A 24177-nucleotide genomic window follows, 5' to 3' on the forward strand; every position below is an offset into this window, starting at 1 on the left:
GAGCGTTCAGACCCGATGGTAGGGATGGTTTTGTGTGATCGACCATGCCCGGTACAGTTGTTCGGCCAGTATCACACGCACCATGCCGTGCGGCAGGGTCAGGCTGGAGATGCGAATCCGCATCTCGGCCCCCGCCTTGAACTGCGCATCGAGGCCGTCGGCGCCGCCGATGACGAAAGCGACATCACGGCCATCCTGTTGCCATTGCGTCAAATGCTGCGATAGTTGTACTGAAGTCAGATCGCGGCCGTGCTCGTCGAGTGCAATGATGCGCGCTCCTTTCGGAAGCGCCGCTTCGATCCTGCCGCGCTCCAGCGCCATCGCGGTTTCGGCAGTCTTGCTGCCGGAACGCTCCACCGGCTTGATTTCTTTCAGGTGGATGCGTATTTCCGGCGGCATGCGCTTGCTGTATTCATTGAAACCGGCTTCGATCCACGCAGGCATCTTGTGACCGACGGCCGCGATGATGAGTTGCATGGGGGTAACCGGCGGCCGGCGGTTGCTAGCTGGCTACCTTGGCCCTGGAAGCGCGTTTGGCAGGTGCTTTCTTGGCGCTGGTGGCGCTTTTTGTGGCAGCAACCTTGATCGTTTTGCCGACTGGCGGCTTGGTGGCACGTTTTTTTGCCGGCGCTTTTTCTGCGCCGGTTTTTACGGACGGCTTGCGGCTTGAGGGTTTCTTGGGCGCTACTACTTCCTCAACGGTGGTTTGCGATGCCGCCAGATGGCGGGAAACGACACGCTTGGGCGCTTCTGCTGCGCCGTCATCCTTCTTGGCAGTGCGTTTGGCGGCGCCGAATTTGACTTCCTTGTCGCCCCAGATTTCTTCTAGTCGATAGTAGGCGCGGATTGTCGGCTGCATGATGTGAACGATGATATCGCCCAGGTCGACCAGCACCCATTCGCCGGTATCTTCCCCTTCCATGCTCAGGACTTGGCCGCCGGCTGCCTTGACTTTATCGCGCACAGATGCGGCGAGTGCCTTGGTCTGGCGATTCGAGGTGCCGGAGGCGATCACGATGCGGTCGAACAGGCTGGTTAAATGTACGGTATCGAAGACATTGATGTCATGTGCCTTAACGTCTTCCAGAGCGTCAATGACGAGAGTTTGCAGTTTTTTGAGTTCCATTTAATTCTTATATAGATGATGTTGTTGAATATAGTCTAGCACTACAGCGGGAATCAGCGCGCTGGGCTGGCTCCCGTGTTGTAGCGCATGTCGAATTTCGCTGGCGGAGATATCGACTGCCAAGCCGGATGCCAGGCAGGTCAAGCCATGCGCCGTATTGCGAATTTGCTCCGGAGTACCGATACGTTTGCCAAATTCCGTGGTAACCGCTGGTGGTAAATCTGCCATGTTCAGCGTAAACCCCGGCCTGGATGCGACGCAAACATGGGCATAGTCAAACAGTTTTTGCCAGTCGCGCCAGGTATGTAGCCCTAGCAATTGATCAGCTCCCATCAGGAATGCAATCGAGGTATCCGGTCCCAGTTCTGCACGCAGCAAACGCAGTGTATCGAGGGTGTAGCTGGATTCGCCGCTGGAACTGGTGCGAAGAATTTCCTGTTCATCGATAACGACCGGCATCTCTGCTGCCGCAAAAGCGAGTCTCGCCATTTCGACCCGATCCTGCGCCGAGGCTTTTAAACCCTGGGTTTTTTGCCATGGATTGCCGGCTGGCAGGATACGCAACTCTTCCGGCGCCAGCAAGCGCGAAAAACACGCCGCCAGTGCGATGTGGCCTTGATGAACAGGGTCAAAACTTCCGCCCAAGACAACAACGCAGCGCCGCGCCGCCTGGGGCCGCATTACACCCACTCTCGCGCGATCAGGAAATCGGTATACAGCCTGGCCTCGGCGCTGCCGGCTTGCGGCTTCCAGTCGTAGCGCCATTTGACTACCGGCGGCAGCGACATCAGGATCGATTCAGTGCGCCCGCCCGATTGCAGGCCGAACAGGGTACCACGGTCGAAGACCAGATTGAATTCGACGTAACGGCCACGCCGGTACGCCTGGAAGTCGCGTTCGGTTTCGCCATACTGCATATCCTTGCGCCTTGCCACCAGCGGCAGGTAGGCGTCGATGAAATGGTTCCCCACACTTTGCGTCATGGCAAAGCTTTGCTCGAAGTCGAGCCGGTTGAAATCATCGAAAAAGATGCCGCCGACGCCGCGCGCTTCCTGGCGATGTTTCAGGTAAAAATAATCGTCGCACCATTTTTTGAATTCTGCATGCAAGCTGTCACCATAGCCGGCCAGCGATTGTTTGCACGTCTGGTGAAAGTGGATTGCGTCTTCCTCAAAACCGTAATATGGCGTCAGATCCATGCCGCCGCCGAACCACCAGACGTCTTCCTTGCCCGCTTCTGTCGCAATAAAGAAGCGCACGTTCATGTGCGCGGTTGGCGCGTACGGGTTGCGCGGATGCAATACCAGCGACACTCCCATCGCCTCCCAGTCGCGACCGGCCAGTTCCGGGCGCGATGCTGCGGCCGATGGCGGCAGATTTTTGCCGGTTACGTGGGAGAAATTGACGCCGCCGCGTTCGAATACCAAGCCTTCCTCAAGCACGCGCGCGATGCCGCCACCGCCTTCCGGGCGTTGCCACGCGTCGGTGAAAAAAGGTTTGCCGTCGAGTGCTTCGAGTGCCGTGACGATGCGGCACTGCAGGTCGAGCAAATAGGTTTTGACGCGTGATGATGCGGTGGGGACTGACATCGGCAGAGACTAAAGAAAAAGATCGGCAGATTGTACCTTGCCGTGTCTTTATTGGAATGTTAAATAGCACGAATACAAAACAGCGCGGCCCGGATCGGGCCGCGCCGCGCCGCCTGATATGCAATCAGCCAGGGTGACGCACGGCACGCCAGCCGATGTCGTTGCGGTATTGCGCACCGTCGAAATGGATTTTGCCGATTGCGTCGTACGCTTGTTTTTGCGCCATTTTGACGCTATCGCCCAAACCCACCACGCACAGCACGCGCCCGCCCGAGGTAACGAGCTTGCCATCCCGCTGCACGGTGCCGGCGTGAAAGGTGACGCATTCGGCGGTTTCAGCCGGGATGCCGCTGATTACATCGCCTGCGCGCGGCGCGTCAGGATAGTTGGCAGCGGCCAGCACCACGCCCAGGGCAGTGCGGCGATCCCACACCAGCTCCACGGTGCCGAGGGTGCCGTTGGTGGCATGTTCCATCACCGCGGCCAGGTCGCTTTTCAGGCGCGCCATAATCGGCTGGGTTTCCGGATCGCCCATGCGGCAGTTGAATTCCAGTGTTTTCGGATTGCCCTGCGCGTCGATCATCAGACCGGCATACAGGAAGCCGGAAAACGGGATACCGTCCCTGGCCATGCCTTGTACGGTTGGATCGATGATTTCGCGCATCACGCGCGCGTGCAGTGCGGGCGTGACGATCGGTGCCGGCGAATAAGCGCCCATGCCGCCTGTGTTCGGACCTTCATCGTGTTCTTTCAGGCGCTTGTGATCCTGGCTGCTGGCCAGCGGCAAGATATCCTTGCCGTCGACCATGACGATGAAACTGGCTTCTTCGCCAACCAGGAATTCCTCGATCACGACCCGCGCACCGGCTGCACCGAAGGCATTGTCAGCCAGCATCAGGTCGATGGCGGCGTGCGCTTCTTGCGCGGTCATGGCGACTACCACGCCTTTGCCGGCGGCTAGTCCATCGGCCTTGACGACGATCGGCGCACCTTTGCGGTCCACATAATCGTGCGCAGAATCGGCATCGGTGAAGGTTTGATATTCGGCGGTCGGAATCGCGTGGCGCTGCATGAATGCCTTGGCGAAATCCTTGGAGCTTTCGAGTTGCGCGGCTTCCTTGGTGGGGCCGAAGATTTTCAGCCCGAGGTCGCGAAAAATATTCACGATGCCGCCAGCCAGCGGGGTTTCCGGGCCGACCACGGTCAGTTCGATTTGTTCTTTTTGCACGAATTCCGCCAACGCCAGCGGGTCGGTCAGGGCAATGTTCTGCAACCGTGCATCGAGCGCGGTGCCGCCGTTACCGGGCGCAACATACACCACTTGCACACGTTCGGATTGCGCCAGTTTCCATGCCAACGCATGTTCGCGGCCACCGGAGCCGACTACCAGGATTTTCATAAATAATCGCCAAAAATTGTTAACGTGAAAGTCGCGTAGCGACTCATTTCGCTCCCCTCTCCCGCCTGCGGGAGAGGGGCCGGGGGAGAGGGCATTAAATGCAGCGTAGTCGCCTATTCTTCGTTTTCCATTACCGCGTTGGTATACACCTCTTGCACGTCGTCCAGGTTTTCCAGCGCGTCGAGCAATTTTTGCATCTTGAGCGCATCTTCACCGGTAAATTCGATTTCGGTCGCGGGCTTCATGACGATTTCAGCCACTTCGGCCTTGAAGCCAGCTTTCTCCAGTGCATCCTTGACGCTCAAAAAATCGAACGGTGGGCACAATACGTCAATGCCGCCCACGTCATCGGTAATAACGTCTTCGGCACCGGCTTCGAGCGCCGCTTCCATCAGCGCATCTTCATTGGTGCCGGGCGCGAACAGGAACTGGCCGCAGTGCTTGAACAGGAACGCAACCGAACCTTCGGCGCCCATATTGCCGCCGAATTTCAAAAACGCATGGCGCACTTCGGCCACGGTCCGCACCCGGTTGTCGGTCATGCATTCGACGATGATGGCCGCGCCGTTGATGCCGTAGCCTTCGTAGCGGATTTCTTCGTAGTTGGCGCCTTCCAGATTGCCGGCGCCGCGCTGCGTTGCGCGCACCACGGTTTCTTTCGGCATGTTGGCGTCGGCCGCTTTGTCCACCGCCAATCGCAGGCGCGGATTGGCGGCGATATCGCCGCCGCCCATGCGCGCAGCAACCGTGATTTCCTTGATCAGACGGGTCCAGACCTTGCCGCGTTTAGCGTCAGTGGCCGCCTTTTTGTGTTTGATATTGGCCCATTTACTATGTCCGGACATGGCGTATCTTTCTAAAGCGAGTTCGCTATAATGAATCGCACATTTTATCATATCGATTTCTTCAAAAATTCCGTGTAACACCTCTCAAAAGAGTGAAAAACCATGCCAAATCCACTCCTGATTGCCAAAGACACTTATTGCAAACCTGCTTTTGATATCGGCCTGCTGCCGAACCTGGTGAATCGGCACGGCTGCATTACCGGCGCTACCGGCACCGGCAAAACGGTGACCTTGCAAGTGATCGCGCAAGGCTTGTCGGACATCGGCGTGCCGGTCTTCATGGCGGACGTCAAGGGCGATTTGTCCGGTCTGGCAAAAGCCGGCGCCAACTCCGACAAGATGCAGCAACGGCTGCAGATGCTCGGCATCGAAGAGCCTGCCTGGGCCGCCTGTCCGGTGACGTTCTGGGACCTGTTCGGCGCATCCGGCCATCCGCTGCGCGCCACCATTTCCGACCTCGGCCCGCTGTTGCTGGCGCGCATGCTGAATCTGAACGAAACGCAGGAAGGCGTGCTGCAACTGGTATTCAAGATCGCCGACGATAACGGCATGCTGCTGCTCGACGCCAAGGATTTGCGGGCGATGCTGCAGGATGTGGGCGACAAAGCGGCCAGCTTCAAGACTGAATACGGCAATATTTCGGCGGCCAGCATCGGCGCCATCCAGCGCGGCTTGGTTGCCATCGAAGAGCAGGGCGGTGATCGCTTCTTCGGCGAACCGATGCTGAACATTGACGACTTGCTGCAAACCGATGCCAACGGCCGCGGCATCGTGAATATTCTCGCCGCCGATAAATTGATGCATGCGCCGCGTTTGTATGCGATTTTCCTGCTCTGGCTGTTGTCGGAGCTGTTTGAAAATCTGCCGGAAGTCGGCGATCTGGAAAAGCCGAAGCTGGTGTTTTTCTTCGACGAAGCGCATTTGCTGTTCGACGAAGCGCCCAAACCGCTGCTGCAAAAAATCGAGCAAGTGGTGCGCCTGATTCGTTCCAAAGGCGTCGGCGTATTTTTTGTCACGCAAAACCCGCTCGACATTCCCGACACCGTGCTCGGCCAGCTCGGCAACCGGGTCCAACATGCGCTGCGCGCTTACACCCCGCGCGACCAGAAAGCGGTGAAGGCGGCGGCCGATACCTTCCGCCCGAATCCGGCGCTCGATACCGCGCAAATCATTTCTGAGCTAGGCGTGGGCGAAGCGCTGGTATCGTTTCTGGACGAAAAGGGCCGGCCGAACATGGTCGAACGCGCATTCATCCTGCCGCCAGCGTCGCAAATCGGCCCGATCAGCGCCGTCGAGCGCCAGGCTGCAATGGCGGCGTCAGTGGTGGCCGGAGTGTATGAAAAAACGCTCGACCGCGCATCGGCTTATGAAAGCATCAAAGGACGCGTCATTGCTGCGGAAGCGCCGCGACGCGACGCGCCGAATGATGCTGCGCCGGACACCTCGACTGGCGGCATCGGCGGTTTACTGGGCGGCTTGCTCGGCAACGGTGGTGGCGGCAGCGCCAATCGCCGCGAATCGCCAGTCGAAGCCTTGGTGAAGTCCGCTGCGCGCAGCATCGGCTCGCAGGTTGGGCGTCAAATCATCCGCGGCGTTCTCGGTTCCCTGTTCAAGCGCTAGGCCAGCAGCGCCCCGGAAATATATTTATACTGTCGCATGTATTTTTAAAGCCGCACTAAAATATTGCGGGAATACCATTTATTTTCAATATACCCCCTGTATTTAATTAAATTTACAATAGCCAGGCAGCAAAATAGGCCGGGTGTGTGGTTTCATCGCGTAACCCGATATTTGTGGCTGGAAATGTCGGATTGCGCTATCGCTAATCCAACCTGCTGATTCTGGACATTCATAATGAGAGCAAGTTGTATTTAATTAAACCCACAGCGGCAGCGCTCCCACGTTGGCGCGGTGGCACTCTGAAAACAATCCGAACATGACTTCTCTCTCTTTGCAACACACTGCGCGCAAGGAATTCCTGATCGGCCTGTCGATTGCGGTTACCGGTGCGGTTCTTTTTTCCGGCAAGGCGATCGTCGCCAAGCTGATCTATCGCTACCCGGTCGATGCGATGACCCTGCTGGCGTTTCGGATGTTGTTTTCGGTGCCGATTTTCGCTGGCGTTGCCATCTGGCAGGGCTGGTCGGCGGCACCTTTGTCGAACGCCGATCGCGTTCGTATCGTGGTGCTGGGTTCGCTCGGCTACTACCTGGCCAGCTTTCTCGATTTTCTCGGCTTGCAACACATCAGCGCCGGTCTGGAACGCCTGATTCTGTTTTTAACCCCAAGTTTTGTATTGTTATTGTCGGTATTCATCTTCAAGAAGCGTATTTCCCGCTTCGAGTGGGGCGCGCTGGCGGTGTCATACACCGGGACCGTATTCGTGTTCATGCATGACGTCAGCACTGGCGGCAACAATGTCTGGTTGGGCGGCGCGTTTGTGCTCGGCAGCGCGGTGTCGTATGCGCTGTACCTGATTTTTTGCGGCGAGTTGCTGCAGCGCGTTGGCACATTGCGCCTGGTGGCGTATGCGATGTGCGTCTCCAGCGTGGCCTGTATCGGGCAATTCTTCCTGTTGCGGCCGGTCTCGATGCTGCTGCAACCGCTGCCGGTGTATGCGTTATCCCTTGTGAATGCGCTGTTTTGCACCGTGCTGCCGGTATTCATGACCATGATTGCGGTGGCGCGCATCGGTGCCGGAACCACGTCGCTGGCCGGCATGGTGGGGCCGGTATCGACGCTGTTTCTGGCTGCAATTATTTTGGACGAGCCGGTGACCGGGATTCAACTGACCGGCACCGCGCTGGTGTTGTGCGGCATGTATGTGTTATCGATGAAAAAAACCTGAGGTGAAAAATGGATTTCGGCATTCGCGGTAAGCAAGCGTTGGTATGCGGCGCCAGCAAGGGCCTGGGGCGCGGCTGCGCAGCAGCATTGGCGGCCGAAGGCGTGCATGTGACCATCGTTGCGCGTCATGCGGAGGTGCTGGAAGCCACCGCGCAAGCGATCCGCCAAGCCAACGCCGATGTCACGGTGCAGACGGTGGCGTGCGACATCACCACTGCCACCGGGCGCGCCTTGGCGCTGGCCGCTTGCCCGACACCGGATATTCTGGTGACCAATGCTGGCGGGCCGCCGATGGGCAATTTTCGCGACTGGGGCCGGGATGACTGGATCGCCGCGCTGGACGCCAATATGCTGACCCCGATCGAACTGATCAAGGCCACCGTGGATGGCATGATGACGCGCGGTTTTGGCCGCATCGTCAACATTACTTCCAGCGCGGTAAAAGCGCCGATTGATATCCTCGGCTTGTCGAATGGCGCACGCTCCGGCCTGACCGGTTTCGTCGCCGGCCTGGCGCGTACCACTGTGGCGCGGAACGTGACCATCAATAACCTGTTGCCGGGGCCGTTCGATACCGACCGGCTGGCATCGACCATGACCGCCGCCGCCACGGCCGGCGCAACCAGTCTGGCTGCGGTGCGCGCCGCGCGCATGGCAAGCAATCCGGCGCGCCGTTTCGGCACCCCGGCCGAATTCGGCGCCTTCTGCGCGTTCATCTGCAGCGCGCAGGCCGGTTATCTGACCGGACAAAATATCCTGCTGGACGGCGGCGCTTATCCGGGCACGTTTTGAGTATGTAATTCCATTTGCGCATCCTGTTTCGTTTAAAGAAGACGCCCGTCGAGTTCGGGCCGATCAAGCCGTTTAGCGCGTCAGAACCCCCATTTACCAACTAGAACTGACCCCATCATGTTGTGATGGCGGGCGTGGAGCCGGCTTGCCGGATGCCGGATTTCACGCACAACAGAATTACATTCAGATTACATTTTTGTCAGTTTCGTTAAACCGCCAATTATGTAATTAAGCTGTCGACTGTTTCCCACCACATTCACCCTCTAGTTAGCACCTTCTGTGACCGCTCTGCATTTTGCAGCAGGGCCGTGTTATTCCCATATGAATTTACTGCGCTGCGTCGTTGTGACGCAGCGCCATTGTCACCTTGTCGAGGTCATCATGCCTTACTCCTATCCGTTCTACCGGGGACCTTTGGCTATCGCTGCACTCTGGCTGGGTTTATCCGGCCCGCTGTCGGCCGCCACGTTCAAGGAAACCCTCGACCAAGCCTGGGCCGCACATCTGCCAGCCCAGTCTGCCCGCACCGCGCAATTCGACGCGCAAGAAATGGCCGCCCGTGCCTGGCTGCCTGAACCGCCGACGCTGACGCTGTCCGGCCGCAACGACCAGATCGACCGCAACAACGGTTTGCGCGAGTGGGAAGCCGAAGTCGGCGTGCCGTTGTGGCTGTGGGGCCAGCGCGATCGCGCCAACGCCGTTGCGCAAGGCGAGCGCAAGGCCGGTATGCAAGGTCTGGTGCAGGAGCGCTGGCAACTCGCCGGCGAACTGCGCGAAGCGTGGTGGGACGCTCGTCTGGCCCAGTCCGAGCTAGACGCAGCCGATCTCAAACTCAAGGAAACCAGCCGGCTTGAGTCCGACGTCGCGCGCCGGCTCAAGGCGGGCGATTTGGCTCCACTCGACCTGAATCTGGCGCGCGGCGCCGTTGGCCAGGCCAAGAGCGATCGTTTGCGTGCGCAGGCGGCGCTGGCCCGTGCCCAAGGACAATTTCAGGCGCTATCGCGCGGCGCACCCTTGCCAGATCAGGACGAGCTGCCAGCCACCGAGATGGCGCCAGGGCAGCACCCGCAATTGATGAGTCTGGTTGCCAAGGCCTCGGCCGCTCAGGCACGGCTCGGTCAGGTCAGCGGCGACACTCGCAACAATCCGGAACTGGCGCTGACGCTGAGCCGCGAGCGCGGCAGCTTCGGCGAGTCTTACCAGAACCTGGCCAAGATTGCGATCAAGATTCCATTCGGTTCATCGGCGCGCAATCAGCCGCGCATCACCGCCGCCAGCACCGAACTGACCGACGCGCAGATCGCGCTCGACAGCGCGCAGCGCCGGCTTGCCGCCGATGTTGCGGCGAGTCGGGCCGGTCTCGATCAGAGCAGGGAAGCCGCAACGCTGCAGCAAGAGCGCCTGCAACTGGCCGAGCAAAGCTTCGCCTGGGTGGAGAAATCATTTCAGGCCGGTCAGCTCAACCTGGCCACGCTGATTCGTGCCGAAACCGAACTCGCCGATGCCCGTCTTCAAGCCGCTCGTGCCCGCACCGAGGCGGCCCGTGCCGTCTCCCGATACAACCAGACTGTGGGAATCCTGCCATGACTCGCCAACCCCTGCTTTTCACGCTGTTGCTTTTTACACTGTTCAAACCTGCCCTTGTTCTCGCTCACGGTGATGAAGACCACGGCGACGGCCCCAAGCCGGCCGTCGTGGCCAACGCTGCGCCGCGGGCCGAGGCGCAGACCGAGTTATTTGAACTGGTAGCCACAGCTGGCAACGGCCAGCTCACCGTCTTTATCGATCGCTTCGCCAGCAATGCGCCGGTGGCCGGTGCGAAAGTAGAGGTCGAAAGCGGCAACTGGAAAGCCGTCGCATCAGCGTTTGACAACGGCAGCTACCGCGTGAACGCGCCACAGTTTGCCAAGCCGGGCAGTTACCCGCTGCTGTTTACCGTAGAGGCCGGCGCGGATGCCGACCTGATCGAGACCACGCTGGTCGTGGCTGAGGCAGCCAAGTCCGAAGCGGGGGTACCCACCCAAGGTTCGGGATCGATGTGGTGGTCGGTTGGCGGCGCTCTGGCCGCCGTGGCCGCGCTGGTTACCCTCGCGCTATTACGCAAACGTCGCCGGCCGGGCCGATCCGCCTGAACGCCGCAGCAAGGAAACAGAATATGAAAATCAAAATGCACAAACTACTGGCCTGCCTGCTGGCACTCTCGATTAGCCAGGCCAGCGCACACGGGGATGAAGATCACAGCGGCGGCGCAGCCAAAGCGTCGCCCATCATCGCCTCCGATAAACCGCAACGCTTGCCGGACGGCAGCGTTTTCGTGCCCAAAGACGTGCAACGGCGCCTGGCCATTCGTACCGTAGTCGGTGCAGAAAAAACCGTTGCGCAAACGGTAGAACTCAACGGCCACGTCGTAATGGACCCGAACGCCGGCGGGCGCGTACAGGCGATCCAGCCCGGTCGCATCGAACCCGGTCCGAAGGGGTTGCCGGTGGCCGGCATGAAAGTGACCAAGGGCCAGTTGCTGGCCTATCTGGTGCCTGCAGTGAGCAGCGTCGAGCGCGCCAATCAGCAAGCCGAACTGAGCGACTTGAAGGTCAAGGCCCGACTGGCCGAGACGCAGCTGAACCGGCTGCGCGAACTTGCCGGCACGGTGCCGCAGAAAGAGATCGAAGCCCAGGCAGCCGAACTCGCCGCAGCGCGCCAGCGCGCTGCGGCGCTCACCCGTGCGACGGGGCGCGAAGCGCTGATTGCGCCGGTGAGTGGCGTGATTGCGGTGGCCCGTGCCGTCAACGGTCAGGTGGTCGAAGTACGCGATGTGTTGTTCGAGATCGTCGATCCGGCGCGTCTGATGATCGAAGCGCTGGCCTACGACAGCAAGCTGGTCGCCGGTCTGGCCGACGCCAGCCTCGCCGGCTCGCAGACGCCGTTGGCTTTTGTGGGCGGCGCCAGCGCCTTTCGTGATGGCGCGTTGCCGGTGCTGTATAGACTCAAGCAAGCCGGAGATACCCCTCTGGCGCTTGGCCAGGTGGTAAAGGTTGTCGCGCAGACCCGTGACACCGTCAAGGGCGTGCCGCTGCCGGCGGCTAGCATCGTGAAGAATTCGGCCAACCAGAATATCGTCTGGGTGCACGAGCGCGCCGAGCTGTTCCGCGCTATGCCGGTGCAAGTGACGCCGCTCGACGGCGCCAACGTGGTGGTGGTAGGACTGAAACCGGGCGTCCGGGTCGTGACCGCCGGCGCAACGCTGATCAACCAGATTCGCTGAGGAACATGCGCGAAGTAAGTTGCGGATTTGTTCCACGTCTGACGGGCCCGCTGCGGCGTTGCTCGTCGTCGCCATAGCTCGCTATGACTCCTCCTCACGCCTTGCATCGCATCCCGTCAGACGCGTCCAAATCCACAACTTAATTCTTACACGTTCCGAAGGGGCCAATCATGTTGAGCTGGATTGTCAATACTAGTCTTAGAAACCGGCTGTTCGTACTCGCCTTCGCTGTCATCCTGATGATTTACGGTGGCATCACCGCATCCAACATGCCGGTGGACGTGTTCCCCGACCTCAACAAGCCGACCGTCACCATCATGACCGAAGCCGGCGGCATGGCGCCGGAGGAAGTCGAACAACTGGTTTCGTTTCCGCTCGAAACCGCTATGAACGGCATGCCGGGTGTGACGCGGGTGCGTTCGGTGTCGGGGATCGGGCTCTCGATCCTGTATGCGGAGTTCGAATGGGGCTCGGACATTTACCGTAACCGGCAGTTGGTGGCCGAGCGCCTGGCCGAGGTCAAGGAACAGTTGCCGTCTGGCGTGCGTCCAAACATGGGCCCGATTTCCTCGGTCATGGGCGAGATCATGCTGATCGCGTTGCCGGCTGATCCGGCCAAAGTCAGCCCGATGCAGGTGCGCGAGTACGCCGACTTCGTGTTGCGTCCGCGCCTGTTGTCGATCCCGGGCGTCGCGCAGGTGATCCCGATCGGCGGCGAGGTGCGTCAGTTCCGGGTCGAGCCGAATACCGCGCTGATGGCACAACTCGGCGTCAGTTTCGACGAACTTGCCGCCGCGCTGAAGGCATTCTCCAGCAATACCAGCGGTGGTTTCCTCGAACAGAACGCGCGTGAATACCTGATCCGCAACCTGGGTCGTACCACTCGGCTGGAAGACCTGCAGAACCTCGCGATCAAGGATGTCAACGGCCAGCCGATCCTGCTCAAACAGTTGGCCGAGGTGAAATTCGCCGCCTCGTTCAAACGTGGCGACGCCGGTTATGGCGCCAAACCGGCGGTGATCGTCAGCGTGCAAAAGCAACCGAATGCCGACTCGGTAAAGCTCAGCGCGGAGATCGAGCATGCACTGGCATCGTTATCGAAGTCGTTGCCGCCGGGCGTGTCCAAGCCGGAAATTTCATTCCGCCAGGCCGACTTTATCGAGGCCTCGATCGGCAATGTCCAGGAAGCGCTGCGCGACGGCGCGATCATGGTGGCGATCATCCTGTTCCTGTTCCTGATGAATGTGCGCACCACGCTGATTTCACTGATCGCGATTCCTTTGTCGCTGGCGATTACCGTTCTGGTGTTCAAGAGCATGGGGCTGTCGATTAACGTGATGACGCTGGGTGGTCTGGCGATTGCCATCGGCGAACTGGTGGACGATGCGCTGGTCGATGTGGAAAACGTATTGCGGCGACTCAAGCAGCACCAGCCCAAGGGCGTGACAAGTATTGTCAAGGTGATCGCGGCCGCATGCAACGAGGTGCGTTCCGGCGTGGTCGTAGCCACCATGGTGGTGGTTCTGGTGTTCGTGCCGCTGTTCGCGTTGCCGGGCATTGAGGGCCGGCTGTTCGCACCGCTCGGGGTCGCCTACATCACCTCGATCCTGTCGAGTCTGGTGGTGGCGCTGACCGTGACCCCGGTGATGTGCTACTTCCTGTTGCCGCGCATGAAGCAGATCGGGCATGGCGATTCGCGGCTGGTGCAATGGCTCAAGCACTGGGACAAACGCTTGCTGGAGGCGTCGTTTGGTCGCGCCAAGCTGATCCTGGCCGCCACGGTCTTGCTGTTGCTCGCGACGGTGGCCACGGTGCCGTCCTTCCCGCGCGCCTTCCTGCCAACGTTCAACGAGGGCACGCTGACCGTGTCGCTGCTGCTCAATCCCGGCACTTCGCTGGCCGAGTCGAACCGGGTTGGCGCGCTGGCCGAGCAGCTGATCATGGCAGTGCCGGAGGTGAAGAGCGTGGGGCGGCGTACCGGCCGTGCCGAACTCGATGAACACGCCGAGGGCGTGCACTCAAGCGAACTCGACGTCGATCTCAAACCGTCGCAGCGCAGGCGCGAAGCCGTGATGGCCGACATCCGGGCGCAATTGGCGCCGCTGCCAGCAACGGCGACCGTCGGTCAGCCGATCTCGCACCGACTCGACCATCTGTTGTCCGGCGTGCGCGCTCAGATCGCTCTGAAGATCTACGGCGACGATCTCGACACGCTGCGCGGTCAGGCCGCGAGCCTGCGCGATAAGTTGACGCAGATTCCGGGGCTGACCGACCTGCAGATCGAGAAACAGGTGCTGATCCCGCAGATCAAGGTGCAACTCGACTATGGCCGCGCCGCGCAGTATGGCGTCTCGCCGGGAACCTTGCTGAAGACGCTGGAAACCCTGACCGAGGGCGATACCGTGGCCCAGATCGTCGACGGCAACAAGCGTTTCAACCTGGTGATACGTCTGCCGGACAGCGCGCGCGATACACCGGGCCTGGCTAACATTCTGATCGACACGCCGCACGGGCGCATCCCGCTATCGCAAGTGGCCACGATCGAAGAGTCGGACGGTCCCAACCAGATCGGGCGTGAAAACGGTCGGCGCCGGATCGTCATCGCCGCCAATACCGACGGCTCGGATATGGCGCGCATCATTACGGATATTCGCAAGGTGTTGGCCGACAGCCATTTGCCGGAAGGCTATTTCGTTAGCCTCGAAGGCCAGTTCCAGGCACAGGAACAAGCGACCAAGCTGCTTGCCGGGTTGTCGCTGGTATCGCTGGCTCTGATCTTCATGGTGCTCTACAGCCGCTACAAGTCGGTCAAACTCACCGCGATAATCATGGGCAACATCCCGATGGCGCTGATCGGCAGCGTGATCGCGATGTGGCTGGCCGACATTACCCTGTCGGTGGCGTCCCTGGTCGGCTTCATCACCCTGACCGGCATCGCCACCCGCAACGGCATCCTGAAAATCAGCCACTATGTCAACCTGTGCAAGTTCGAGGGTGAAACTTTCGGCCAGCGCATGATCGTGCGCGGTTCGCTGGAGCGGCTCACGCCGGTTCTGATGACGGCACTGACTGCCGCACTGGCGCTGGTGCCGCTGCTGCTCTCTGCCGACGCCCCGGGCAAGGAGATATTGCACCCGGTGGCGGTGGTGATTTTCGGTGGACTGGTCAGTTCGACCCTGCTCGATTCGCTGCTGACGCCGCTGATGTTCTGGTTGTTCGGCGAGAAACCGCTGCAACAATTGCTGAAAGAGCATAGCAAGGAAGCATACTGAATTTTCACGAAAATAAGGAGTATTGCCATTTTTAATGTATTTGCCGCATATTTTTATTACGATAAAAAATATACTCGCGTAAATTTTAAATAAGCGCAGAACCTCAGCTGTATTTACCTGTTATTTACCCGCCCCGGACTATTTGCCTAGGGCAGGAATCTCATCTGAATATCATCTCTAAAAAGGAAAGCATCATGAAAAAATTACTGATCGCCGTATCCATCGCCCTGTCCACCAGCCTTGCGTTTGCTGATGGCGATCTCAAGCCACATCATGGCGGCGCGATGGCTGAGGCAGCATCGGGAAATCGTGTCGAACTGGTTGCCGAGGCAGAGCAAGTTACCGTCTATCTGAGCAACCATGACGGCAAGCCGGTCGACAGCAAGGGCGCCAGCGGCGAAATCACGCTGTTGTCCGGCACCGAAAAAACCAAGGCCACGCTGACGCCAGCCGGCGACAACAAGATGATTGCCAAGGCCAGGGCTGCAACTGGCGCCAAAGCCATCGTCAAGTTCGTGCTATCCGGCAAACCGGCTGAACAGGTGCGTCTGACGCTGAAATAAGGCAATTTTCGTATCTATTCAGCCTGCTATGCGATTGATATCCAAGTGACTGCTTTATGTCATTGGCGGTTGTATTGACGCTGTTTTTGATGTTAGGCCGCTGGGGACGCAGCCGTTTGTGTGCTGCAGAAAATGGATCAGAAATGAAGGCTGTTTGAGCGAAGCGAGTTCCTTCATTTCCCATTTTTTGCAGCACACAAACGGGTACCCGAAGGGCAAGTCTGCGGTCGCCTTTCTTTTGCTTACTTTTCTTTGGCGAAGCAAAGAAAAGTGAGTAGCTGTCGGGCTACCCCGACAAAGCATCCACGAAGAGTGCAGCGATTAATTAAGTCGTCGACTTTGCAGTCACCCTCTCCCGCAAGCGAGCGAGGGGGTATTCATAGCGGGGCGAACAGTTACCAATTTTCAGCCAAATGGCACGGTTGATCGGGCTGCTGCCCGATCAAAGCAGCAGCCGGATACGCTCAGTGAGCTTTGCTCACAGCGCCTTGTTGCGCAAGCGCAGCGCATTCGTAATCACCGATACCGAACTCAAACTCATCGCCGCGCTGGCGATCATCGGACTCAACAACAGTCCAAGCCACGGGTAGAGCACACCGGCCGCAATCGGCACCCCGACGAAATTGTAGATGAAGGCGAAAAACAGGTTTTGCCGGATGTTTTTCATGGTGTGCTGGCTGAGTAGCCGCGCTTTCGCGATGCCGCGCAAATCGCCCTTGACCAGCACGATGCGCGCACTGTTCATCGCCACGTCGGTGCCGGTACCCATCGCAATGCCGACATTGGCCTGCGCCAGCGCCGGCGCATCGTTGACGCCGTCGCCGGCCATCGCCACGATACGGCCTTCCTGCTGCAACGCTTTCAAGTAGTTGAGCTTGTCTTCGGGCAGCACATCGGCGCGAAAATCATCCAGCCCCAGTTGTTTGGCCACCGCGGCGGCGGTGGTCGCATTGTCGCCGGTCAGCACGACGATGCGCAGGCCGGCCGCATGCAACTGGTCGATTGCCTCGCGGGTAGTCGATTTGATCGGGTCGGCGACGCTGACGATGCCCGCCAGCTTGCCGTCGACACTCAGGAACATCACGGTTTGCGCCAACTCGCGCAGCGTTTGCACCTGGGCCGCCAGCGCGGTGACATCGATCTGTTCCGACTCCATCAGGCGCAGGTTGCCCAACAAAACCAGCTTGCCGTCGATCTGGCCGCGCACACCCTTGCCGGTAATCGAATCGAATTGCGTGACCGGCTTGGGCGACAGGTTTTGTTCCTTGGCGTGATTGACGATCGCGAGCGCCAGCGGATGCTCGCTCAACGCGTCCAGGCTGGCCGCAAAGTGCAGCACTTGCGGCGCGTCAAAACCGCTGGCGGCAACCACCCGCTGCACCTTCGGTTTGCCTTCAGTCAGAGTGCCAGTCTTGTCTATCACCAGCGTATCGACTTTTTCCATCAGTTCGAGTGCCTCGGCATCCTTGATCAGCACGCCTTCGGTCGCGCCGCGTCCGACCCCGACCATGATCGAAATCGGCGTGGCCAGCCCCAGCGCGCAAGGGCACGCGATAATCAGCACCGACACTGCCACGACCAACCCGTTGGCCAGTGCGGGGGCAGGGCCGTAGATCGCCCATACCGCAAATGCGATTACTGCGACCGCAATGACGGCCGGCACGAACCAGCCCGAAACCTGGTCGGCCAGTTTCTGGATCGGAGCGCGTGAGCGTCCCGCTTCATTGACCATTTGGATGATGCGCGCCAGCAGCGTGTCCGAGCCGACTTTGACGGCCCGCAGCGAGAAGGCGCCGGTCTGATTCACGGTGCCTGCGGTCACTTTGTCGCCGCCATGTTTTTCGACCGGAACCGGCTCGCCGGTGATCATCGACTCGTCCACATTCGAATGGCCATCGACAATTTCACCGTCGACCGGAATCTTGCCGCCCGGTTTGACGCGCAAGACGTCGCCGACTTGCACCTGGTCCAGATGGATTTCTTCTTCCGTGCCATCCGGCTTGATCCGCAGCGCCGTGTTGGGTGCCAGTTCGAGCAGCGATTTGATCGCATTGTTGGTGCGGGAACGGGCCCGCAATTCCAGCACCTGGCCTAGCAGCACCAGCGTCACGATGACCGCCGCCGCTTCAAAATACAAAGGCACCATGCCATCCATCTTGAACGCATCCGGCAACGCCGCCGGGAACAGCAGCGCGAAGGCGCTGAACAGATAGGCGGCCGCGGTGCCCAGGCCGATCAGGCTGAACATGTTCAGATTCCAGGTCTGGAACGAGGCCCAGCCGCGCACGAAGAACGGCCATCCGCCCCACAGCACCACCGGTGTCGCCAGAGCCGCTTGCAGCCAGTTGAAGGTATCGATTCCGATCCGGTGGTGCAGATTGAGGCCGGGAATGAATTCGCTCATCGTAATGAACAGCAATGGCAGGCTCAAGACCAGACTGACCCAGAAGCGCCGCGTCATGTCGCGCAATTCGCCGCTGTCTGCTTCGGCCGCAGCATCCATCGGCTCCAGCGCCATGCCGCATTTGGGGCAGGTGCCCGGGCCGATTTGCTGCACCTCCGGGTGCATCGGACAGGTATACAGCGCATCCTTGGATGCCGCCTTGGCGAGCGCCGGCGCGGCTTTCTCTTGCGGCTTCAAATACTGCTGCGGATTGACCCGGAACTTTGCCATGCAATGCGGGCTGCAAAAATAATAGGTGGTTCCTGCATGTTCGATTGCCTTTGCCGGATCGGCAGCGGTCTGCATGCCGCAGACCGGGTCGGTATACGGCTTGTTCATGGTGCCTCCAGCATGGACACTAGCGCTATCTTCAAGCTGCTTATTCATTCTGAACTCCTTCGCTGAACTTCTTCGCTGAACTTCTTCGATTAACGGCTCTTGTCGTCAGGCGAGACCTGGTCCGCATGGCTGTGCCCATGGCCGCCATGGCCGAACAAGTGCATCAGCGGACACAACAATAGAAGCAGGTAGGGCCAGTTGCCGACCACATGCGCCCAGTGCTCGCGCAATACGTAGAACGCCACCACTAGCGCCAGCATGATGAGCACAATGCCAGTGCGGGATTTCCAATACGGTGGCTGTGGGTTCGATGGTTCAGAATGATTGTGCTGCATGGGTACCCCTCGAAAGTGGAGGGCAATGAATAGGAATGTTTCATCACCCCTGAATTTTGACGCGTTATTCGATGGAAAACACAGCCGGACTGGCTTTCGCGTTGCGCGCGATGGCATAGATCTTGAGCGTACCCGGCCGCATGACGCCCATGCCGGGCGAGTTTGCCGGCATGCCCGGCGCGCTGATGCCTATGAGGGCCGGCTTGCTTCGCAGCAGTTTCTGGATCGCCGCGACCGGCACATGGCCCTCGACTGCGTAGCCGCCGATCAGTGCGGTATGGCAACTGGCGAGATTATTGCTAATGTGCTTTTCCTGCTTGATACGGTTCATGTCGTCGCTGTTGATGGCGTCAACCGCGAAGCCATTGGCTTTGAGATATTTCACATACTCTTCGCAACAGCCACAGGTAGGGCTCTTGTAAAGGGTGACGGGGATGCCTGCCTGGGCCAGCGGTGCCAGCAAGGCGAGACTGAGTAGAGCGGTACGAAACTTGAACATCATGGACTCCTGTTCATTTGGATTGACTGGCGCCATCGCCAGTCATGGAAATGGCGCGAGCAAGAGTTGAATAGCTACACCACCTTGAGTTGCCCCATCATGCCGGCGCCTTCATGTTCGAGAATGTGGCAATGGAACATGTAGATACCCTTGAAACGCTGCACCAGTTTGATCCGCACCGTTTCGCCTGATTGCAAGTTGACGGTATCGCGCCAGGCCCGGTAAGGCGCCGGCGTAACCTTGCCGTTGACTTCCCGCTCCATCACCTGGAACTGCGTGCCGTGGATGTGGAAAGGGTGGTCCATATCCGATTCGTTTGCGATCTCCCACAGCTCCACCTGATTGACGCGGCTCACCAGATCGATGCGCTGCATGTCGAACTGCTTGCCGTTGACCATGAATTTCACGCTGTGCTGGCCGCCAGCCATCGACATTTGTTCCGAGAAAACCACGCGTTTTTGGGCCTTCGGGCGACCCATGTCGTTAATGCGACGCAGCGTTGCTGGCAACGGCTTTTGCGGTCCACCAGCACTCTTGCTGAAATCGACGGTAAGCAAGTTAAGCGCTTTCTCTGCTGCCACATCGCCCATTTTGCCGCGCTGGTAAGGAGCGGCAACCAGCGCAACCCGGCCCTTATTAGTGCCGGCATCGACAATGATCTCGACCCGCTCGGCGGGAGCCAGCAACAATTCGGTAAGACCGCTGACGGGGTGCTCCAGCAATCCGCCGTCGGTGCCGACCAGCGTCAAACCTGCATCAGGCAAGACCAGGCGCAGGTAGCGCGCACTATTCGCATTCCAGATCCGCCAGCGTTCGCGGCCGCTGCGGTCGAACTGGAGCACTGGCTGGCATTGCGCGTTGACCAGTGTGAACTGACCCTCGCGGCCGTTCATTTCGTCGTTGGCATCGTTGGGCGCAATGCGGCCATCCGCGCCGAGCTTGAGGTCGGAAATCACCAGCAGGCGCTCGGGAATATCCTGGAGCGGGTCGGCCTTGGCGCGCACGATAAAGATGCCCGCCAGGCCGCGATACACTTGCTCCGGCGTATTGTCGTGTGGATGTGGGTGATACCAGTAAGTGCCGGCGCTGCCAACCGGCAAGGTGAAGCGGTACAGCCGTTTGCCACCCGGAGCCACCTCATCATGCGGACTGCCGTCCTGTTCCGGCGGCACCGGCAGGCCGTGCCAGTGCACCGTGGTGGCTTGCGGCAGGCGGTTCTCGAAGACGATTTCAACGGTATCGCCCTCGACAACTTCGATTAGCGGTCCCGGCAGACTGCCGTTGTAAGCCCAGAATTCGGTTGCAGCGCCCGGCAGCAAGGGCAGGTTTACCGGCGCTGCGATCAGCGATGCACGGAACAGTCCAGGTTGGCCGCTGGTATTGGCCAGTTTGACGATGTCGCTGATTGCTGCGCCGGCACCCAATGCCTCCACCGCCGCAAGCTTGATCCCAGCGGCCGCTCCCATATTCATGGCAGGCATGCCGCCGGTGGCTGCGCGCGCCCAGCCCATGTTTAGGCCGATGATAGGTAAACTGCCAAGGGTGGTGAGAAAGGTGCGACGTTTCATCTGGTGTCCTGATTGATTGTTGGGTTGCTGATATAGGAGAATGGCGACGCTGTTCGGTTCAGATCGCAATGGATTGCGCTCATGCGGTCTTGTCATGCAGCCATCGCCAATTCATGCTACTTGGTCATCGGCATGCCGCCAGCCTCCCGGTCCATCATCATCTCCATCATCATTTGCATCATGTCCATGCGTTTTTCCATCGCGTCTGCTCCCATCATCATGCCGGCGGCGCCCTTGCCATTCATCATTGCACCGTCCTTGCCGCCCATGTTCTTCATCATGGACATGCCGTCCTGCATCAGATTCCTGTGCTCGTCCATCAGCTTCTGTCGCTCTTCGGGCGTCTTGGCGGCCATCATCTTGTCGTGCATGTCCTGCATTTTTTTCATCATCTGGTCCATTTGCTGCGTCTGCATGCCGGCTTGCGCTGATGGCTTGGTTGCGGACTTGGTTGGCTTGCTGGTGGACGTTACGGCTGGTTTGGCGTCGGCAGGGTGGTGTTCTTCGACCGCGCCAACTGCGCCGGCGAGAAGGGTGAAAAGCACAGAGGTACCGATAACTAGCATTTTTTTCATGGCAAAGCTCCTGATGGGTGATAACGGTTGTTGAGAAAATACTGCTGATGCAAAGTGGCTGTTATGGCGATCGGTACCTGCGTATCGATGAAGACCAGTATAGAAAAGAGAAGTAAACAAGATCCTGACGACGAGATTACAGTTTTGTAATCTATCTTCCATCCGGTATCAGCGAGAGCTGGGTCCGAAACATCTTCATGGATGAATATAACAAGCGGGTGAACGCGAGAGAGCCCAACTGCATTACGGCACGGTAAGATTCAATGTTTTTTCGATAGGCGGATAACAGACCCCTGTACTTCTATGGCAACCCTGATAAGCGGCCACCAGCGTAAAGTTTTTTGCCTTTGGCGCGCGCTTCAACGTGATTACGGCTTGAATGGGCTTCTCGTAAGTTTCTGTCCTGCCGAAAGTCGGGTCGTTGGTAACTTTGCCGTCCGGCAGATTGACCGCTGTGATGACAACATCGCTGGAATTCTTGACCGAGAAATGGATTCTGTCTTTGTACAGGTAATATCCTTTTGAAGGCATCAAATCCGCAATCAAGGTGGTCGGTCCCTTGAACCCGACTTTCACTTTGAACGCCTGGTCAGGCTCCAGCAGTTCATCCTCTTTCGTGTTCGAAAAAAGCCCCCCGAGCCGCTGTTGCAGACTCGGTCCAGACGATGGTTCGGCAACGCTGTACTGGTGCATGCCAAGCGCAATAACAGCCAGTGCCAAGCATGACAAAAAACGTTTCTTAAACATGTGTGTTCTCCATCAGGTATAAAAATTACTGGATTGTGCGAGCCGTTCTTATGCGTTGTGCTTCTATCTGCAATCTGTCCCGCAACACGTGATGGCGCTTCCAGTTGCATGCAATATTGTTTCAATTTCGCAAGCCACATCGGCATCGGGCAGGCTGTACACCGGTGCGAAACCGCCGCCGGGAGTGCGAAAATTCGTGGTCTGGCCTTGATACATACGCGCTGCAGTCCACTGAACCCTCCCATCGTATGCATAACTGCGGATGTCAAACTTGAGCAATCCCGGATTCTGTTGGCTGCCAATGACCCTTTCCCCAGGCGTCACGATGGCCTGCGCCACGTAATCGCCGGCTAAAATATCCTGCCAGACGCGCTTGGTGAGCTTGTCGCCCCGATAGGCGGCGCGTCCGCCGTAGCCTGCGGTGGGTTTGAAAAATAGCTGGCGGCGCTCGCTCCACAATCGCTCGGCATGCGCTGCGTCAACCACTTCCGTGTGCGGGATGTTGGCCAGCAGTAGGTCCTGAATATTCTGCGGTACGCCAAGCGCTTGCAACCGGACGGCGTCGCAGAGCAGCGCCAGATTGCGCTTATCCGCATACAGAGCATGCGCTTGCGGGTGCGGCGTCAGCACCACCGCATGTTCGAGGTAGGCCACGCGCAAAGCCGCGCTTGCCGGTAACGCAAGCATGAAATCCGTTAGCCGGTTGTAGACCAAGTCGACGGCAGTCTCGCCGTGCCACAAAACACCATCATGCAGCCGCAGTTCCGACGGGTCTGCGATTACAGCGTGCAGACCATGACGCTCGAATAATTTCTGGAACAAGAGGAACTCCGGATACAAATATTGCTGCTGCGGTTCTGTGTCAACGATGGCAATGGTTTGCAAGGGGCGGTCGCGGCCGCAAAGTCGCCATTCAGTGTAGAACATGTCAACGATGTTCTGTTCCAGCGCCGCGGCAGAGCTCGCTGCCGCAGCCAGTTGTTCGCTATCGAGACAGCAAGCGTGATGCGCTCGTGCCATTACGGCATTCAGCATCGCACCACCGGCATTGGTATTGATTTCGATGAGTCCGATGCCGCTTTCGTTCAGGTGGCACAGGTGGAAATCGTAGCCAAAAAAGACACCCTTTGCGCCGCCAGGATCGTGTCTGGCAATCGCGGGCGCATTGGCAAGTATGTGTTTTCGATAGGCTGGCAGCGCAACTACCGACTCAATGGCACGCACCACTTCCGCCATGCGTTCTGTTTGGCTATCTGATACGAACACGGGTTGCGCAGAAAACAGGTAGGGACATCGTTCCTCGACCAGTGCCAACAAGTCGGACGAACCCAATTCCGCGGCCAATGCTTGCCGCAGTGCAGCGCTATCCAGGCTGATGCAGAAGCATTTGCTGTTCAGCCTCTCGCTCCTCAGTTCAGTAGGACTTTCCCCGCGAGCGACAGGGGTAGGCATCATTGTTTCGGGCGTATGTGTATTCACAGTTTCTTCATCCTCAATCGCAATGCAGCAATTCGGAATATCAGTGGTGGCAATAAGAGCATTTGCAGTACCGGGACAAGTCCAACGCCCAATCCAGGTATCAGTGGCATGCCTGTTGTGTAGGCCCATCGATTGAGAACATAAACAGCGCCCCATTCGACGCCAAGACCAATACACAATCCGATTGCCAGCATCAGACCATATGCTGGACCGCTCGGGTACAGGTACCAGTCGGAACGCCTGAACGCGGCCCATCCAACCGCGTAGATTATCGAGACGAGAATTGCGTCGCCCAGGCTGGCAACAAAACAATGCCACCAGGTGTTGCCCCAGTCTTCTATTTCAGAATAAAGCGGTGCTTGTGCGATTTCCCAAACGTAGTTCAACACCACGGAGATAATAAATATGGCTATCGCCTGCTGTCTGGCACATCCGGAAAATCGTAGGTTTTGTCGCATTAATTGTGGAAATTTTGGAGTTGGGCGAGCGTCAACGGG

General features: G+C 58.8%; 22 protein-coding genes. 8 read left to right on the top strand and 14 right to left on the bottom strand.

The window, feature by feature from the left end; translation table 11 throughout:
- Positions 1 to 6 precede the first annotated feature (6 nt).
- The 6 genes from rlmH to KGFNPO_RS02220 all read right to left on the bottom strand — a co-directional run bounded on the left by rlmH (position 7) and on the right by KGFNPO_RS02220 (position 4959).
- A complete protein-coding gene (rlmH, locus tag KGFNPO_RS02195; RefSeq protein ID WP_472632896.1) occupies positions 7 to 477 on the bottom strand; it encodes a 23S rRNA (pseudouridine(1915)-N(3))-methyltransferase RlmH in 471 nt (156 codons plus the stop codon).
- Positions 478 to 502: 25 nt separating this feature from the next.
- Positions 503 to 1126 carry a ribosome silencing factor gene (gene rsfS / locus KGFNPO_RS02200; RefSeq protein ID WP_472632897.1) on the bottom strand — a complete coding sequence of 208 codons (624 nt, stop codon included), beginning with the start codon at positions 1124 to 1126 and terminating at the stop codon, positions 503 to 505.
- Positions 1127 to 1807 carry a nicotinate-nucleotide adenylyltransferase gene (locus tag KGFNPO_RS02205; protein WP_472632898.1) on the bottom strand — a complete coding sequence of 227 codons (681 nt, stop codon included), beginning with the start codon at positions 1805 to 1807 and terminating at the stop codon, positions 1127 to 1129.
- Positions 1807 to 2715 (bottom strand): oxygen-dependent coproporphyrinogen oxidase, encoded by a 909-nt coding sequence (gene hemF / locus KGFNPO_RS02210; RefSeq protein ID WP_472632899.1) that lies wholly within the window; start codon positions 2713 to 2715, stop codon positions 1807 to 1809. The genes KGFNPO_RS02205 and hemF overlap by 1 nt, the downstream gene beginning before the upstream one ends.
- A gap of 124 nt (positions 2716 to 2839) precedes the next feature.
- Positions 2840 to 4114 (bottom strand): phosphoribosylamine--glycine ligase, encoded by a 1275-nt coding sequence (gene purD / locus KGFNPO_RS02215; RefSeq protein ID WP_472632900.1) that lies wholly within the window; start codon positions 4112 to 4114, stop codon positions 2840 to 2842.
- Between the two features lie 113 nt (positions 4115 to 4227).
- Entirely contained in the window at positions 4228 to 4959 is a 732-nt protein-coding gene (locus KGFNPO_RS02220) for a YebC/PmpR family DNA-binding transcriptional regulator (protein ID WP_472632901.1), read from the bottom strand.
- A gap of 102 nt (positions 4960 to 5061) precedes the next feature.
- Here KGFNPO_RS02220 and KGFNPO_RS02225 point away from each other — a divergent pair, with 102 nt between their 5' ends.
- The 8 genes from KGFNPO_RS02225 (at position 5062) to KGFNPO_RS02260 (ending at position 15695) form a co-directional block, all read left to right on the top strand.
- Complete coding sequence (locus KGFNPO_RS02225) at positions 5062 to 6579, top strand: helicase HerA-like C-terminal domain-containing protein (protein WP_472632902.1); 1518 nt, start codon at positions 5062 to 5064, stop codon at positions 6577 to 6579.
- Between the two features lie 316 nt (positions 6580 to 6895).
- On the top strand, positions 6896 to 7807 hold the full coding sequence (locus KGFNPO_RS02230; RefSeq protein WP_472632903.1) for a DMT family transporter: 912 nt from the start codon (positions 6896 to 6898) through the stop codon (positions 7805 to 7807).
- An 8-nt stretch (positions 7808 to 7815) separates the two neighbouring features.
- Entirely contained in the window at positions 7816 to 8598 is a 783-nt protein-coding gene (locus tag KGFNPO_RS02235) for an SDR family oxidoreductase (RefSeq protein ID WP_472632904.1), read from the top strand.
- A 381-nt stretch (positions 8599 to 8979) separates the two neighbouring features.
- Positions 8980 to 10185: a TolC family protein gene (locus KGFNPO_RS02240; protein ID WP_472632905.1), complete on the top strand. Its 1206-nt coding sequence runs from the start codon at positions 8980 to 8982 to the stop codon at positions 10183 to 10185.
- On the top strand, positions 10182 to 10730 hold the full coding sequence (locus tag KGFNPO_RS02245) for a hypothetical protein (RefSeq protein ID WP_472632906.1): 549 nt from the start codon (positions 10182 to 10184) through the stop codon (positions 10728 to 10730). Before KGFNPO_RS02240 ends, KGFNPO_RS02245 begins: the two co-directional genes overlap by 4 nt.
- Positions 10731 to 10753: 23 nt before the next feature.
- Positions 10754 to 11860, top strand: a complete 1107-nt coding sequence (locus KGFNPO_RS02250) for an efflux RND transporter periplasmic adaptor subunit (RefSeq protein ID WP_472632907.1) — start codon at positions 10754 to 10756, stop codon at positions 11858 to 11860.
- A gap of 170 nt (positions 11861 to 12030) precedes the next feature.
- Positions 12031 to 15132, top strand: a complete 3102-nt coding sequence (locus tag KGFNPO_RS02255) for an efflux RND transporter permease subunit (RefSeq protein ID WP_472632908.1) — start codon at positions 12031 to 12033, stop codon at positions 15130 to 15132.
- 194 nt (positions 15133 to 15326) lie between these two features.
- Entirely contained in the window at positions 15327 to 15695 is a 369-nt protein-coding gene (locus KGFNPO_RS02260; RefSeq protein WP_472632909.1) for a hypothetical protein, read from the top strand.
- Between the two features lie 478 nt (positions 15696 to 16173).
- Here KGFNPO_RS02260 and KGFNPO_RS02265 read toward each other — a convergent pair whose 3' ends face one another.
- From KGFNPO_RS02265 to KGFNPO_RS02300, 8 genes are all read right to left on the bottom strand, one after another.
- Entirely contained in the window at positions 16174 to 18525 is a 2352-nt protein-coding gene (locus KGFNPO_RS02265) for a heavy metal translocating P-type ATPase (protein WP_472632910.1), read from the bottom strand.
- A 41-nt stretch (positions 18526 to 18566) separates the two neighbouring features.
- Positions 18567 to 18812, bottom strand: coding sequence for a DUF2933 domain-containing protein (locus KGFNPO_RS02270; RefSeq protein WP_472632911.1), 246 nt, complete (start codon positions 18810 to 18812; stop codon positions 18567 to 18569).
- 64 nt (positions 18813 to 18876) lie between these two features.
- Positions 18877 to 19311 carry a DUF411 domain-containing protein gene (locus KGFNPO_RS02275; RefSeq protein WP_472632912.1) on the bottom strand — a complete coding sequence of 145 codons (435 nt, stop codon included), beginning with the start codon at positions 19309 to 19311 and terminating at the stop codon, positions 18877 to 18879.
- A 74-nt stretch (positions 19312 to 19385) separates the two neighbouring features.
- Positions 19386 to 20879 carry a multicopper oxidase family protein gene (locus tag KGFNPO_RS02280; protein ID WP_472632913.1) on the bottom strand — a complete coding sequence of 498 codons (1494 nt, stop codon included), beginning with the start codon at positions 20877 to 20879 and terminating at the stop codon, positions 19386 to 19388.
- A 116-nt stretch (positions 20880 to 20995) separates the two neighbouring features.
- Positions 20996 to 21454, bottom strand: coding sequence for a hypothetical protein (locus KGFNPO_RS02285; protein WP_472632914.1), 459 nt, complete (start codon positions 21452 to 21454; stop codon positions 20996 to 20998).
- Positions 21455 to 21697: 243 nt separating this feature from the next.
- Complete coding sequence (locus KGFNPO_RS02290) at positions 21698 to 22201, bottom strand: protein-disulfide reductase DsbD N-terminal domain-containing protein (protein WP_472632915.1); 504 nt, start codon at positions 22199 to 22201, stop codon at positions 21698 to 21700.
- Positions 22202 to 22264: 63 nt separating this feature from the next.
- Complete coding sequence (locus KGFNPO_RS02295) at positions 22265 to 23653, bottom strand: hypothetical protein (RefSeq protein WP_472632916.1); 1389 nt, start codon at positions 23651 to 23653, stop codon at positions 22265 to 22267.
- Positions 23654 to 23676: 23 nt separating this feature from the next.
- The gene (locus tag KGFNPO_RS02300; protein WP_472632917.1) at positions 23677 to 24138 is read right to left on the bottom strand and encodes a hypothetical protein; all 462 of its coding nucleotides are present in this window, start codon (positions 24136 to 24138) and stop codon (positions 23677 to 23679) included.
- Positions 24139 to 24177: the final 39 nt, after the last annotated feature.

This window comes from Gelidimonas diazotrophica (assembly GCF_055694025.1).

Excerpts from the sequence above, each read along its gene's own strand:
- KGFNPO_RS02290 (WP_472632915.1), bottom strand. The coding sequence starts at position 22,201 with ATGTTTAAGAAACGTTTTTTGTCATGCTTGGCACTGGCTGTTATTGCG.
- KGFNPO_RS02245 (WP_472632906.1), top strand. The coding sequence starts at position 10,182 with ATGACTCGCCAACCCCTGCTTTTCACGCTGTTGCTTTTTACACTGTTC.
- KGFNPO_RS02205 (WP_472632898.1), bottom strand. The coding sequence starts at position 1,807 with ATGCGGCCCCAGGCGGCGCGGCGCTGCGTTGTTGTCTTGGGCGGAAGT.
- KGFNPO_RS02225 (WP_472632902.1), top strand. The coding sequence starts at position 5,062 with ATGCCAAATCCACTCCTGATTGCCAAAGACACTTATTGCAAACCTGCT.
- rsfS (WP_472632897.1), bottom strand. The coding sequence starts at position 1,126 with ATGGAACTCAAAAAACTGCAAACTCTCGTCATTGACGCTCTGGAAGAC.
- KGFNPO_RS02280 (WP_472632913.1), bottom strand. The coding sequence starts at position 20,879 with ATGAAACGTCGCACCTTTCTCACCACCCTTGGCAGTTTACCTATCATC.
- KGFNPO_RS02255 (WP_472632908.1), top strand. The coding sequence starts at position 12,031 with ATGTTGAGCTGGATTGTCAATACTAGTCTTAGAAACCGGCTGTTCGTA.
- KGFNPO_RS02275 (WP_472632912.1), bottom strand. The coding sequence starts at position 19,311 with ATGTTCAAGTTTCGTACCGCTCTACTCAGTCTCGCCTTGCTGGCACCG.
- KGFNPO_RS02220 (WP_472632901.1), bottom strand. The coding sequence starts at position 4,959 with ATGTCCGGACATAGTAAATGGGCCAATATCAAACACAAAAAGGCGGCC.
- KGFNPO_RS02265 (WP_472632910.1), bottom strand. The coding sequence starts at position 18,525 with ATGAATAAGCAGCTTGAAGATAGCGCTAGTGTCCATGCTGGAGGCACC.
- KGFNPO_RS02270 (WP_472632911.1), bottom strand. The coding sequence starts at position 18,812 with ATGCAGCACAATCATTCTGAACCATCGAACCCACAGCCACCGTATTGG.
- KGFNPO_RS02250 (WP_472632907.1), top strand. The coding sequence starts at position 10,754 with ATGAAAATCAAAATGCACAAACTACTGGCCTGCCTGCTGGCACTCTCG.
- KGFNPO_RS02295 (WP_472632916.1), bottom strand. The coding sequence starts at position 23,653 with ATGCCTACCCCTGTCGCTCGCGGGGAAAGTCCTACTGAACTGAGGAGC.
- KGFNPO_RS02285 (WP_472632914.1), bottom strand. The coding sequence starts at position 21,454 with ATGAAAAAAATGCTAGTTATCGGTACCTCTGTGCTTTTCACCCTTCTC.
- hemF (WP_472632899.1), bottom strand. The coding sequence starts at position 2,715 with ATGTCAGTCCCCACCGCATCATCACGCGTCAAAACCTATTTGCTCGAC.
- KGFNPO_RS02300 (WP_472632917.1), bottom strand. The coding sequence starts at position 24,138 with ATGCGACAAAACCTACGATTTTCCGGATGTGCCAGACAGCAGGCGATA.
- KGFNPO_RS02260 (WP_472632909.1), top strand. The coding sequence starts at position 15,327 with ATGAAAAAATTACTGATCGCCGTATCCATCGCCCTGTCCACCAGCCTT.
- KGFNPO_RS02230 (WP_472632903.1), top strand. The coding sequence starts at position 6,896 with ATGACTTCTCTCTCTTTGCAACACACTGCGCGCAAGGAATTCCTGATC.
- purD (WP_472632900.1), bottom strand. The coding sequence starts at position 4,114 with ATGAAAATCCTGGTAGTCGGCTCCGGTGGCCGCGAACATGCGTTGGCA.
- rlmH (WP_472632896.1), bottom strand. The coding sequence starts at position 477 with ATGCAACTCATCATCGCGGCCGTCGGTCACAAGATGCCTGCGTGGATC.
- KGFNPO_RS02240 (WP_472632905.1), top strand. The coding sequence starts at position 8,980 with ATGCCTTACTCCTATCCGTTCTACCGGGGACCTTTGGCTATCGCTGCA.
- KGFNPO_RS02235 (WP_472632904.1), top strand. The coding sequence starts at position 7,816 with ATGGATTTCGGCATTCGCGGTAAGCAAGCGTTGGTATGCGGCGCCAGC.